Here is a 13,602-nt window from a genome sequence, read left to right on the forward strand (position 1 = left end):
AATGTTGAATACTGCTTTGGCTTAAGATGTTTAATCATCCTAAGCCAATTTTTTGTTTAAAATAACTTAAGACCAATAATCCCTACAACAATCAGTAATGCAGACAATAACCTTAAGATACTGGCTGAATCCTGAAAAAAAAGAATACCCACCAATAAAGTTCCTACTGCACCAATTCCTGTCCAGACTGCATATGCCGTTCCTATAGGAATACTTTTTTGAGCATACCAAAGAAATCCACCACTGACAGTCATACATAGAATCGAAAAAATGATCCAGCTCCATTTATTATTTTCCGGCTGTTGGGATAGTTTAAGCCCTAATGGCCATCCGATTTCAAAAATTCCTGCGATAATTAATGCAATCCAGTTCATACTATTTCTGTTTTAATGAAATGATATTGAGAATGAAAATCTTTTAAAGAAAATTCATTGCTTTTATGGTACAAAATTATCATTACCAATTTATAGTCAGCCCTACAAACTATGTGATCCGGTAAAAAACAGAGATAGAATGTATTTTACCGAAGATGAACCGTTTCATATAATATAATGGAATTGGATAACACAAATAAGTGATACCTTTATACCTCGAAGTAACTTAATATCATTATGCTGACAGACATTATTTCAACGCATCTCAACATTATTTTTTGTGGAATTAATCCTGGCTTAAAATCATCCAATGACGGTCACCATTTTTCAGGAAGGAGTAATCGTTTTTGGAAAGTACTGCATCAGGCAGGGTTTACATCCTATGAAATAGAAGCGGTGAATGATACTTCTCTTCTTGATTTTGGATATGGACTAACCACAGCTGTGGCCAGAGCAACCTCTCGTGCAGATGAACTTTCAAAGGAGGAATTTGATGAATCTCTTGAAAGTTTTAAACTGAAAATAACAAAGTACCAGCCGAAATATATTGCTTTTCTCGGTAAAGCAGCTTACAAGGCATTTTCTAAGAAAAAAGAAATTCTTTGGGGAGAGCAGTCAGAAGATTTTTGTGGGGCAAAAGTCTGGGTTTTGCCCAATACAAGTGGGCTGAACCGGGGGTTCTCTCTTGACAGTCTGGTGATGTATTATAAAGAGTTTTATCATTCGGTTCATGAATCCTGATATTTATACTTTATTGGGTTTGCTCACATATTTATTTCCTTTCACAAAAAAACGCCAGGGTAAAAGCGCATCTTCCTGTGCATAGGCAACACCAATACGAGGACCTGCAATGATTTCAGACTGAGGATATGAAATCCCATGGTCTTCAATCCAGATCTCATGTCCATCCAGATCTTTTTTATTGAATGTCCGGTCAATTCCTAATGCTTTCGCTGCTGATCCCGGACCTGCAGAAATAGAAGGTTTAGAAGCTGACATATTCCTTCTGAGTTCCATAATTTCTTTTCCAATTAAAGGTTCTATAGCCCTCACAAGAACGGCATGAGGATCATCCTGCACTGAAGTCACCACATTGAAAAGATGATGAATCCCATAACATAGATACACATAAGATACACCGCCATGACTGTATAATGTTTCTGTACGGTCTGTACGTCTGCCTCCATAGGCATGGGAAGCTTTATCCTTAACGCCAAAGTAGGCTTCTGTTTCTACAATAATTCCGGCTGTTGTTTAACCATTGATTTTGGTAAAAAGTACTTTTCCCAAAAGATCCTGAGCCAGAAAAAGAACATCTTGATTGGAGTAATAGGAGCGTGGTAGTTTCAAATCCGTGATATTAGAATTATCAATTCAAAAATAATGATAATTTATCTTAAATGAAATTCAGGAAGATGAGTTTATTTTAATAAATAATAAATATGTAAAGCGCAGTAATTTTTCAATACGCTTTTGTTTTTAATATTTATATTGTTAAAAGAAGAGTATTCATACGTAATATGTATGATAATAATTTTTAAAGCTCACGTTTTCAATATCTAAATAAAAGTAAACAAATCTATTTTGATGTAGCAATAAAATAATTAAATAACTGAAAATGAATTGTTTAAATTTAAATGCGAAATTTGCGCTGTATACGTGATGTATTTATGTTGTATATATTTATTTGATATATTTTGATTTTTGATGCAGATTTGTCATCAAATAACACACGATGAAAAAAATATTATTACAGGCTTTTGTGCTTACTTTTGCATTAAGCCATTCCCAGGTAGGCATTAATCAGCCATCCCCATCTGCAGCACTGGATATTGTCTCAAAAGGCAATACCAATACTACAAAAGCATTAGAAATAAGCAATTCCACAGGAACGGAAATGATGACAGTTCTTGATAATGGAAATGTGGGAATAAACGCACCTATTCCTACTGCAAAGCTGCATACCAAAGGAAGTATCCGCTACGAAAATCTTCCCCAATTAGCATCCGGTGTAACCCCTATTGCAGTAGATGCCAATGGATATGTAGGTACCTATGTACCTGCTGTACTTTATTCATACATTACTATCGATAACTCTCAGACTACTTCAGCATTTTCTCTTTACAATAATAGTATTTTCTATAGTCTACCTTTCCAGGCTACCGGTATTGCCAGTAATTCACTAAATGTAACATTGGGGACTGATACATCTGCAACGCTAAACAGGATCTCCGGAGGAAGTAATCCGGCAACCAATGTAATTTACATTACCATTCCTGATCCTGGCGTGTACAAGCTAAATTTAAAGTATTATATAAATTGTACAGGTGCTATTTCCGGTAGTAGTGGAGGGAACAATTTTATAGGTGTAGCCAGCAGCATTTATCTGGCATCTGCAGGAAGTACTACTTATAACGAACAGACCAGTATACGCTCCAATCTATTTCCTCTACGTGACAGTACAGGTAATTTAAGCAGCCCAGGGCAATATGATTATCCCTCACAAAATAGCATATTTTCTATTATAGCAACTACAACAGCCAATCAGAAAGTTGCTTTATTTACTAACTGGGGAACAGGTGATCAGTTCAACACAAATGCATGTTCTCTTTCAGGGGCTGCTGATAAAAAAGTAACATTCATTATTTCTAAGTTATAACTGCAAATAAAACGGTAATGAACAAAATATTCTTTATACCCTTTACATTTGTTTCCTTCTTTTTATTTGCTCAAAGCAGAAATATAGGATTCAATACAGCTACACCGAGCGCCACTCTTGATGTTGTATCTAAAAACAATACTAGCACAACTAAAGCTTTGGAAATTAATGACTCCTCATCTTCAGAACTTATGAAAGTAATCAATACCGGAAATGTGGGAATTAATATAGGGACATCCACGCCCACAGCCCTATTACATGTAAACTCTGCCGGAGTACTTAATATAAGGCATGAAAATTTACCTGGACTTTCATCACCGGCTTATACTCCTCCTTTCAATAAATTAGGCGTGGATGCCTCCGGAAATAGTGCAATAATGCCAGTTACTGTTAAATATTTGTATTATCAGCAACTTTCTAAATATCCTGCCACCTATTCACTTTCTAACAACACCGGAGGATTTTCGCTATATGACCCCAATCAATATATCAATATTCCTATTATTAATGATGCCGGACTAAAAGGCAATAGCGCAGGATTTACTTTTGGTACAGATACTTCAGCAACAGTGAATGGTCAGTCGGTAAGTAATGTTAAATATATTGTAATTCCTGAGCCTGGCGTATATTCTTTTGAATCCTGGGGATCAGTACGTTGCAACAGATATAATAACACTCAAAATTATAGTTTCTCCGGACAGATCAATATAAATACCGTTTTTGCCACAGCATCCGGCAGTACTTATACTTCTAATTCTGTTTCAAGAGGAATTATTACCGCAGGCAGGGATGATTCTGGAAATGCAACAAATACAGCTTATTCATTTTCAAATGCTCAGATCTTAATGCATACATTACAAACAATAGTACCCAATCAGAAAGTGGCACTTTTCCTTCAATATGTCAGTGGAGAACCCAATCAGTTAACCCACGATGAATGTTTTCTCAATATACCAACTGGTGGTGACACAAGTTACTATATCATCATTACTAAATCGTAGTTTACAATACCAGGTTTAATAACAAATACTCTTTAAATACAAAAACCTGCAATATTGCAGGTTTTTGTATATTTTTATCTTGCTCCCGGAGGGCAGTGTTCTTTTAAATACTTGGTAAACATAGTTGTCAGATGCAGCAAGGTTCCTTCACCTTCATTAATAGCGTGGCTACGGTTAGGATAAGACATCAGCTGAAATTGTTTGTTGTATTTTACCAGTTCGTTAATATAAACTTCCGTATTTTGGTAATGTACATTGTCATCACCTGTTCCATGAACCAACAGAAGATTTCCTTTTAAGTTTTTAGCATAAAACAATGGTGAGCCTTTCACAAAGTCTTCTCTGTTTTCCTGTGGAAGTCCCATATAACGTTCCTGATAGATATTGTCATAGAATAACTGGTTGGCAACCGGTGCAATAGCGATTCCAGTTTGGTAAATGTCAGGATACTGCCCCAAAAGGTTCAGGGTAGAAGAGCCTCCGCCGCTCCAGCCCCATACGGCAACTCTTGAAGTGTCAATATAAGGCCATTTTGCAAATAAAGCTTTTGCTCCCATCGCCTGATCACGGATATTCATCTGACCTATTTTACGATAGACAGATTTTCTCCACTCACGTCCTCTCGGAGAAGGTGTTCCCCGATTTTCAAGAGAAACATATAAATAACCGTCTTCAGCCATATCTCCTGCATATAACCAATTCCAGCCGGTATAAAAATCATCTGTGACTGTTTGCAGAGCAGGCTCCCCATATACATAGAAAACGATTGGGTATTTTTTATTAGGATTAAAGTTTTTAGGCTTTACTACCCAACCATCTAATGTAATACCGTCCTGGGTAGTAATCTGGAAAAATTCAGTTTTAGATTTTGCAGGATCTGCTTTTGCAGACCTCTTGGCAGCAACCAATTCTTTATGTTCCGGAAGTGATATCACTGCATCTGCGGAAAATGCATTGATACTGTTATTGGTAAACATGGCAATTTTTCCATTGGGTGATATCGTATAAGTATTAGAGCCTGTATAGGATTCAGGGGTTACTTTTTGGGCTTTTCCTCCTTTCATAGTTACTTTGTACAGGTATTTCTGAGTGGCATTATTCGGGGAAGCTAAAAAGTAAATCTGGTTGTTCTTAACATCAAAGAATTCTGGCTTAATTACATCGTAAGCATCTTTTGTAATTAAGGTCTCTTTACCGTTCATATCTATTTTATAAATATGTCTCCATCCGTCCTTCTCAGAAAGCCATAAAAATTCTTTACCATTATCAATCCAGTCCCAACCTTTTGGATCGTTGTCATTCCATCGGGTTTTTATATCAATCCATGCCGCATCGGTTTCTGTGTGAATGACCTTACAGCTTCCGGAATTGGCATCTGCTACGATAATTTTACTTTGATTCTGCTTTCTGTTCAGTTGCTGCAGAATAATGGATTTAGAATCCAGCACCCATTCCATTCTTGGAATATAGTTTTGCTTCTCATCCCCTGCAATATCGGCTTTCTTTGAAGATTGGGAAGCAAGATCATAAAACCAGATACTGCATCCGGAAGGATCTTCTCCCACCTTTGGATATTCTACCGGAACGGTAAAAGAATACAGACTGTCTGTATTATTGATCATCAGAAAGTTTTTCGTACCACGTGCATCCAGCTTCCAGTAAGCAATTTTTCTGCCGTCCGGGGACCATCTGAAACCATCCTGGGTTCCGAATTCCTCTTCATATACCCAGTCAAAAGTTCCATTGATCATTCCGTCTGTACCATCTGTAGTGATTTTAGTCTGCTTATTGCTGGCAAGATCTTCCACATAAATATTATGCTTAGATACATAAGCTACTTTTTTGCCATCAGGAGAATACTTTGCAAACATCAGTGAGGAAGCAGGTAATCCTTTTCCCAATTGGGTAAGCTTTTTGGTATTTTTGTCGAAAATCCAGTAATCTCCTCGGGTATTATCTCTCCATACTTTCTTTGTATTGGCAAAAAGCAATAAACTTTTATCATCAGGAGATACCTGAAAACTCTGTACCTGTAAGGCTTCAGAACTTCCGGCAGGAATCAGTTCACTACTGTTTAAAAGCGTCTGATCTTTTCCGGGATGCAATAGATCAACAATTTCCACTCCTTTTTTAGTAAATGAATAATAAGCGTTGCCATCTGGAGTCCATTGTGTCTTCTGTGCCGCGAATGGTGACAAGCACAGGAAATACAAGGCAATAGCTGTTAGTTTTTTTATATTCTTCATAGATCGTATTTGAATTAAACTCAATGTTCAGCTCTGTAATTTTCAATTTCTTCAACGGTTTTAATTAATCCGTTACCTAAAAGTCTGTATCCGTTATCTGTAATCAGGAAATCATCTTCCACACGGATTCCTCCGAAATTCCGGTATTCATTTACTTTATCATAATTAATAAAGTCTACGTTTTTATTTTCAGCCTGCCAAATGTCAATCAGTTCCGGAATCATATAAATACCTGGTTCAACAGTTACAACAAAACCGGATTCCAAAGCTTTCCCTAAGCGTAAAGATTTCAGTCCGAATGTTTTGGTATCTTTTGGTTCTTCTTCTGTATAACCGATATACTGTTCTCCAAGATCTTCCATATCATGTACATCAAGTCCCATCATATGCCCGAGTCCACACTGAAAGAATAGGGTATGAGCATGATTCTTTACAGCATCTTCAGGGTTTCCTTTCATCAATCCAAGATCGATAAGCCCTTCTACCAGGTGTTGTGCCGCTTTGAGGTGAATATCTTTAAATCGTATTCCCGGTTTCAAAAGGTTTTGAGCATGATTAAAAGCGTTCAAAACCACTTCGTACATTTCCTTTTGCTTCGTTGTAAAAGTTTTCCCTACAGGAAAGGTTCTGGTAAGATCACCCGCATATCCCATTGCGGTTTCTGCTCCGGAATCATTCAGGAAAAGATCGCCTTCTTTCATGGTATTAAGACGATAATGGTTATGCAGAATTCCTCCGTTGATGGTCACAATAGGAGGATAAGACATCTGACATTCTTTATTCGCTGCAAGATACTGGATCGCGTTGGCAATTTCATATTCTTTCATTCCCGGCTTCGTTGCAAGCATTGCCAGCAAATGCATTTCATTGGATACATTCACGGCCTGTTCAATCTGTATAATTTCCTGAGGCTCTTTGATGGAACGCTGTTTTACAATGGCTTTAATCATTTCCACAGATGGTTGCAGTTCTGCAATTTTAATCCCAAGAAGGTCTCCCAGTACAATTTTATTGGAAGACTGATAGGGAGGAAGATAATGTACTTTTCTTCCTGAAGCTTTTGCTTTTACAATATATTGAAAAAGATCTGCATAAGGTAAAGTTTCCTGTACTCCGGACTTCAGGCTTTTTTCTTTCAAGGTTTCCTGCCTGCCCATCCATACAATATCATCGATACTTAGTTCATCTCCGAAAACAATGGTCTTATTTTCATCAATATCGATAATAGCCGCAATGCGGGGTTCCTGAATTCCAAAATAGTATAAATAGGTACTGTCCTGACGGAAATAATAAGGATTATGTTCAAAGTTCACAGGATTCTCTATATTTCCAAGAAATAATAAGATTCCGTTAGAGACACTTCTTTGTAATACTGACCTTCTGTCTTGATAAGTTTGTGCTGAAAACATATATTATGAATACTTTTTATTTTAAAAGTTTAAAGTTACGATTTTGTACTATTTATAGTACTTTATTCATTAAAAATAAGAATATGTAAAATTTGGATTTTAATATGATATTTAATGTTCATATTTTGCTTAACTTCAGCAATATTTTAACCTTGCTAATCTAATAACCCGATAAAGCTTTCATATTATGATGAAGAGTCTCCAGTTTTCTGTTCCTGCCGATACCAATAAAAGTATCCGCATTCAGGAAGATATAATGCCTAATTTCTATCCTTATTTCCATCGTCATACAGAAACACAGATCATGTGGATTCTTAGAGGGCATGGAACACTGGCCATAGAACAGAATCTCTTTAATTTCGAGGCGGGTGATATTTTCTATCTCGGAGCTAATCAATCCCATGTTTTCAGGGGTAGTTTTGAGAAAAACGAAAAGCAGAAAGTTCATGCTATTTCTATTTTCTTTGATCCTCATAAAAAGATTGCTGCATTTTTTGACTTACCGGAATTTGAAGAACTTAAAAACTTCATCAATCATTCAGAAGTGGGTTTCCAGGTAGCAGCCAAACTTAAAGAAAATATCGCAGGAGATATTGCTGCACTGCAAAAAACAAATGGTGTAGATCAAATTATTGATTTTATAAGGATTTTAAACCACCTTATGCAAAACAGGCATTTGCATATTCCTTTATCCTCAGAAAAAAATCTGCCTAATCCTGTTTCTGATACAGATCAAAGAATTATAAATGCACAGACTTTTATCAAGAAAAATTTTGCCCAACATAAACTAACCCTTGATCTTATTGCCAAAGAAGCCTGTATGACACCTCAGGCATTTTGCCGGTCTTTTAAAAAACGTACCCGCATCACTTATGTTGAATACCTAAATGAACTTCGTGTACAACGGGCCTGCAGACTATTGACAGCCAGTAATATGTATAGTATTTCTTCCGTTGCATTTAATAGTGGATTCAATAGCCTTACCAATTTTAACAGGGTTTTCAAATCCATTATGAAATATTCTCCTAAAGAATACCTGAAGCACTACAAAGAAGCCACCATAGAGCAATAAAAAACAACATGTTAAAATACGGTGAGAACCTATTAAAATATTAACATTTACCGTTTTAAAATTCTGCTAGTTTTGGATAAATATTATTTGATATGAGTACAAAACTAAACTGGGAAGGTATTTATCCCGCTGTATTAACGCCTTTTACAAAAGAAGGTGAGATAGACTTTGACATGTTTGCCACCAATACAGAAGCCCAGATTGAAGCAGGAGTTCACGGGATTATCCTTGCAGGAACATTAGGAGAAGCCAGTGCTTTGGAAACAGAAGAAAAATTTGAACTGCTGAAATATGCCAAAAAGATAACTCAGGGAAGAATTCCTGTTATTCTTAATCTTTCCGAAAATACTACCAGAAATGCAATCAACTTCGCCAAGAAAGCAAAAGAACTAGGAGCAGACGGTCTTATGTTGCTTCCACCTATGCGCTACAAAGCCGATAACCATGAAGTTGTTGAATACTTTAAAGCAGTGGCTTCCGCTACAGATCTTCCTATTCTTATTTATAACAATCCTGTTGATTATGGTATATATGTAACCCTTGAAATGTTTGAAGAGCTTATTGAATATCCGACCATTCAGGCTGTAAAAGAATCGACAAGAGATCTGGCGAACGTAACCAGAATGATCAACCGTTTTGGAAAAAGGATCAAAATTCTTGGCGGGGTAGATACGATTTGTCTGGAAACCCTGATGCTTGGAGCAGACGGTCTTGTGGCAGGTCTTGTAGATGCGTTTCCTAATGAAACCATGGCAATGTACAACTATGTGAAAGCCAATGAATATGATAAAGCTGTAGCAATTTACAGATGGTTTATGCCATTGCTGGAGCTCGATATTCACCCTAAACTTATTCAGTATATTAAACTGGCTGCAACAGCAGAAGGGATAAGCAATCCTTATGTGAGAGCCCCACGTCTTGAACTTCATGGAGAGGAAGCTGAAAGAATTCAAAAAATCATTGAAGAAGGCAGAGCGAATCGTCCCGTATTATTAATTCCAGAACAACAAATATGATGGAAGAAACATCAACACAAAATATTGATAGAAGAATCCAAAAGGCTGCTGAAGCCTTTCAGTTTCTTAAAAACACTACAGTCATAGAACGGGCTGAATTTATGAATGCTGTCGCTGATCAAATCGAAGTATTAGGAGTTGAGCTTCTGGAAGTTACTCATCAGGAAACTTCATTGCCATTAGCCAGACTTATTGGCGAAAAAGCCAGAACAGTAGGACAATGGAGAAGCTATGCAAAAGCTGTTGCTTCCGGGATATATACAGAAGCCCGAATTGATCTTGCCCAGCCTGAAAAACAAAAAGGAGATCTCAGAAAATATAATGTAGGCATCGGACCTGTCGTTGTTTTCGGAGCCAGTAATTTTCCTTTTGCATTTTCTACTGCAGGAGGAGATACTGCCAGTGCTATTGGTGCGGGTTGTCCTGTCATTATAAAAGCACATCCGGCACATCCTCAGACTTCACAAATGATGGCTGATGCTATAACAGCCGTTGTTAAAGCCTTTGGATGGCCTGAAGGAGTTTTTAGTCATATTACCGGAACATCCTATGAGATCGGAGGTTATTTAACTCAGCATAAAGACATCAGGGCAGTTGCGTTTACCGGTTCCTTCAATGGAGGGAAGGCTTTGTTTGATATTGCTAACAGCCGTGAAAATCCTATTCCTGTATTTGCAGAAATGGGAAGCATCAATCCTGTATTTGCTTTTCAAAACTTGCTTGAAAACAAAGCAGAATCATTGGCAAAAGAATATAGTACTTCTTTAACGTTAGGAGCAGGACAGTTTTGCACCAATCCTGGAGTATTTATTGCTTTGAAAGGAAAGGCACTTGACCGCTTTATCAATGCTCTAAAAGAGGAAATTCAAAATGTGGCTCCCGCTACAATGCTTCACAAGGGGATATTGGAAAGTTTTGAAAAAAATAGAAATATTGCAACAGAGCAGACAGATATTGAAATAATTGCTTCATCAAATACAGACGCAGAAAATGATCAGGGAAGTGCTTCAGTGATAAAGACAAATGCTAAAACATTCCTGAATAATCCCGTCTTGAGTGAAGAAGTCTTTGGCCCGTTTGGTATTGTTGTAGCGTGTGAAACAGATGAAGAGATCATGAAGATTGCCCAGCAGCTAAAAGGACAGTTAACCATTACCATTGCAGCCACCGATGAAGATGTACGTAGTAATCCAATACTGATCAATATTCTCAAAGATAAATGTGGAAGGCTACTATTCAATGGAATGCCTACAGGAGTAGAAGTTGTATATGCCATGCAGCATGGTGGTCCGTTTCCATCTACTACTGATTCCCGTTTTACCTCTGTGGGGCCGGATGCTGTAAAGCGGTTCGTTCGTCCTGTTTCTTTCCAGAACTGGCCGGATGAATTTCTACCCGATGAGCTTAAAAATGGCAATCCATTACAAATCAGCAGAATGGTGGATGGAGTAATGAATTCAGAATCTTTAAAATTACAGACCACATGAACAGAACTTTTTTTTGTATAGATTCTCACACCTGTGGATGTCCTGTACGTCTTGTTGCAGGAGGTGCACCTATTTTAAAAGGAAATTCCATGATGGAACGCAGGCTTCACTTCATGAAAGAATATGACTGGATAAGAAAAGGATTGATGTTTGAACCCCGTGGTCATGATATGATGAGCGGAAGTATGCTGTATCCTCCTGTCGATGAAAATAACGATATCGGAGTTTTATATATTGAAACCAGCGGATGTCTTCCCATGTGCGGACACGGTACCATTGGAACAGTTACCATTGCTATTGAGGAAGGACTTGTTGTACCTAAAATTCCGGGAAAATTACGTCTTGAAACCCCTGCAGGGCTTATTCTCATCGATTATATGCAGGAAGGGAAAAAAGTAAAGTCTGTAAAGCTGACGAATATAAAATCTTTCCTCTACGCTGAAAACCTGGAAGTAGAATGTCCGGATCTTGGCTTAATAAGTGCTGATGTCGCTTATGGCGGAAACTTTTATGCTATTATAGATCCTCAGGAAAATTTCAGAGATATCTCTGATTTTACGGCCAGTCAGCTCATCCATTATGGAAAAATTATCAGAAAATTGCTCAATGAAAAATATGAATTCATCCATCCGGAAATTGAACATATTACAGGATTAAGCCACATTCAGTGGACGGGGAAACCTAAAGATCCTAAAGCCAGCGGAAGAAATGCAGTATTGGTGGGTGAAAATGCTTTAGACCGTTCGCCATGTGGTACGGGAACTTCAGCAAGAATGGCCCAATGGTATGCTAAGGGAAAACTGAAGCAAGGGGAAGAATTTATTCATGAAAGCTATATCGGTTCCCAGTTTATCGGGAGAATTGAAGAGACTGCTACTTTAGATGGGAGACCAGCCATTATTCCGTCAGTAGAAGGCTGGGCAAGAATTACCGGATATAATCATATTATTATTGATGATGAAGATCCTTATTGGCAGGGTTTTCAGGTGATGTAAACTAGCATATGACACAGAATAAAGGAAAAGCACTGATTATCGGTGCAGGAATAGCAGGATTAAGCTCAGCGTACTATCTTTTACAGAAAGGATGGCAGGTGGAAATTCTGGAACAGAATGACCTTACCAACAACTGTTCTTATGGAAATGCAGGAATGATTGTGCCCAGTCATTTTACCCCGTTGGCCGCACCGGGTGTAGTTGCTCAGGGAATACGCTGGATGTTTGACAGTAAAAGTCCGTTTTATGTAAAACCTTCACTCAATTCCAGGCTGGTTTCCTGGGGATTGAAGTTTTTGAAACATTCCAACCAGAAACATGTTGATTACTCTGCTGCTGCAATCCGGGATCTTAATCTGGCAAGCAGCAAATTGTATGATGAAATTGCCCAAAAAGACGGATTTGATTTTGAACTGAATCAAAATGGTATTCTAATGCTCTATAAAACAGAGAAAGTGGCAGAAGAAGAGACAGAGTTGGCTTACAAAGCTATCAATATGGGATTATCTGTTGATATTCTGGATCAATCAGAAATTCAGGAGCTGGAGCCCAATGTCCGGCTGGATGTAACCGGTGGGGTTAATTATAAGTGCGACGGCCATATGAATCCCATGAAACTGATGAAACAAATGATCTCTTATCTTAAAAATAAAGGTGTCGTTTTTCATACTCATCATCAAGTAACGGGCTTTAAAACTTTTGGAAATACGATTAAAACGGTCATTGCCAATGGTAAAGAATTTACAGCTGACCAGTTTATCATGACAGGAGGTTCATTTTTACCTGAACTTGCACAAAAAGCAGGTATTAAAATACAATTAATGCCCGGGAAAGGTTATTCGTTGATGCATCAACCGGAAAATCCGCATAATACATTAGAGCATGCCGCTTTATTACTCGAAGCTAGAGTAGCAGTGACTCCAATGAATGGACAGATCCGTTTCGGCGGAACGATGGAGCTGGCTTCCCATCAGGATAAAATTAATATGAAAAGGGTAGAAGGAATCATCCAATCCATCCCCAAATATTTACCCGATTTTAAGGTTGAATCCCCTAAAGAATCCGAAATCTGGTTTGGATACAGACCCTGCGCCCCGGATGGCCTTCCGTATTTAGGACAGTCTTCCCAATTGAAGAACCTGATTATCGCAGGCGGCGGCGGTATGATGGGACTAAGCCTAGGACCCATTTTTGGAAAAACAGTTTCAGAACTTGCCAATGACGAAAAGCCAACGGTTGATATAGAAATATTCAACCCTGATAGATTTAGTTAAAAAACATCACATAACACACCAAATTAAAGCTAAAACAATTTGATTACTTAAATAATTTATTAACAACCA

Annotated in this window: 12 protein-coding genes; 8 read left to right on the top strand and 4 right to left on the bottom strand. The window is 37.8% G+C overall.

Going from position 1 to position 13,602, the window contains the following annotated elements:
- Nucleotides 1–56: 56 nt before the first annotated feature.
- Nucleotides 57–374, bottom strand: a complete 318-nt coding sequence (locus tag RHP76_RS03810) for a DMT family transporter (protein WP_062669479.1) — start codon at nt 372–374, stop codon at nt 57–59.
- A 237-nt stretch (nt 375–611) separates the two neighbouring features.
- Here RHP76_RS03810 and mug point away from each other — a divergent pair, with 237 nt between their 5' ends.
- The gene (mug, locus tag RHP76_RS03815) at nt 612–1,115 is read left to right on the top strand and encodes a G/U mismatch-specific DNA glycosylase (protein ID WP_062669477.1); all 504 of its coding nucleotides are present in this window, start codon (nt 612–614) and stop codon (nt 1,113–1,115) included.
- 3 nt (nt 1,116–1,118) lie between these two features.
- Here mug and RHP76_RS03820 read toward each other — a convergent pair whose 3' ends face one another.
- Nucleotides 1,119–1,616, bottom strand: coding sequence for a DNA-3-methyladenine glycosylase (locus RHP76_RS03820; protein ID WP_311230252.1), 498 nt, complete (start codon nt 1,614–1,616; stop codon nt 1,119–1,121).
- A 493-nt stretch (nt 1,617–2,109) separates the two neighbouring features.
- Between RHP76_RS03820 and RHP76_RS03825 the strand changes: the two genes are divergently transcribed.
- On the top strand, nt 2,110–3,033 hold the full coding sequence (locus tag RHP76_RS03825; protein ID WP_288441916.1) for a hypothetical protein: 924 nt from the start codon (nt 2,110–2,112) through the stop codon (nt 3,031–3,033).
- Between the two features lie 17 nt (nt 3,034–3,050).
- Nucleotides 3,051–4,034 (top strand): hypothetical protein, encoded by a 984-nt coding sequence (locus RHP76_RS03830; RefSeq protein ID WP_311229530.1) that lies wholly within the window; start codon nt 3,051–3,053, stop codon nt 4,032–4,034.
- A gap of 74 nt (nt 4,035–4,108) precedes the next feature.
- Here the strand turns inward: RHP76_RS03830 and RHP76_RS03835 are convergent, their stop codons facing one another.
- Nucleotides 4,109–6,280 (bottom strand): S9 family peptidase, encoded by a 2,172-nt coding sequence (locus tag RHP76_RS03835; RefSeq protein WP_311229531.1) that lies wholly within the window; start codon nt 6,278–6,280, stop codon nt 4,109–4,111.
- Nucleotides 6,281–6,300: 20 nt separating this feature from the next.
- Nucleotides 6,301–7,689, bottom strand: a complete 1,389-nt coding sequence (locus RHP76_RS03840; protein WP_123279769.1) for an aminopeptidase P family protein — start codon at nt 7,687–7,689, stop codon at nt 6,301–6,303.
- Between the two features lie 187 nt (nt 7,690–7,876).
- On the opposite strand from RHP76_RS03840, the gene RHP76_RS03845 reads away from it, so the two are divergent.
- From RHP76_RS03845 to RHP76_RS03865, 5 genes are all read left to right on the top strand, one after another.
- Nucleotides 7,877–8,761 (top strand): AraC family transcriptional regulator, encoded by an 885-nt coding sequence (locus RHP76_RS03845; protein ID WP_228432499.1) that lies wholly within the window; start codon nt 7,877–7,879, stop codon nt 8,759–8,761.
- Between the two features lie 92 nt (nt 8,762–8,853).
- On the top strand, nt 8,854–9,777 hold the full coding sequence (locus tag RHP76_RS03850) for a dihydrodipicolinate synthase family protein (protein ID WP_216444572.1): 924 nt from the start codon (nt 8,854–8,856) through the stop codon (nt 9,775–9,777).
- Nucleotides 9,774–11,264, top strand: a complete 1,491-nt coding sequence (locus RHP76_RS03855; RefSeq protein ID WP_311229532.1) for an aldehyde dehydrogenase (NADP(+)) — start codon at nt 9,774–9,776, stop codon at nt 11,262–11,264. The genes RHP76_RS03850 and RHP76_RS03855 overlap by 4 nt, the downstream gene beginning before the upstream one ends.
- Nucleotides 11,261–12,259: a 4-hydroxyproline epimerase gene (locus tag RHP76_RS03860; protein ID WP_062669459.1), complete on the top strand. Its 999-nt coding sequence runs from the start codon at nt 11,261–11,263 to the stop codon at nt 12,257–12,259. The genes RHP76_RS03855 and RHP76_RS03860 overlap by 4 nt, the downstream gene beginning before the upstream one ends.
- A gap of 8 nt (nt 12,260–12,267) precedes the next feature.
- On the top strand, nt 12,268–13,533 hold the full coding sequence (locus RHP76_RS03865; protein WP_120231164.1) for an NAD(P)/FAD-dependent oxidoreductase: 1,266 nt from the start codon (nt 12,268–12,270) through the stop codon (nt 13,531–13,533).
- Nucleotides 13,534–13,602: the final 69 nt, after the last annotated feature.

The organism is Chryseobacterium sp. SG20098 (assembly GCF_031844745.1).
Classification (GTDB): domain Bacteria; phylum Bacteroidota; class Bacteroidia; order Flavobacteriales; family Weeksellaceae; genus Chryseobacterium; species Chryseobacterium cucumeris.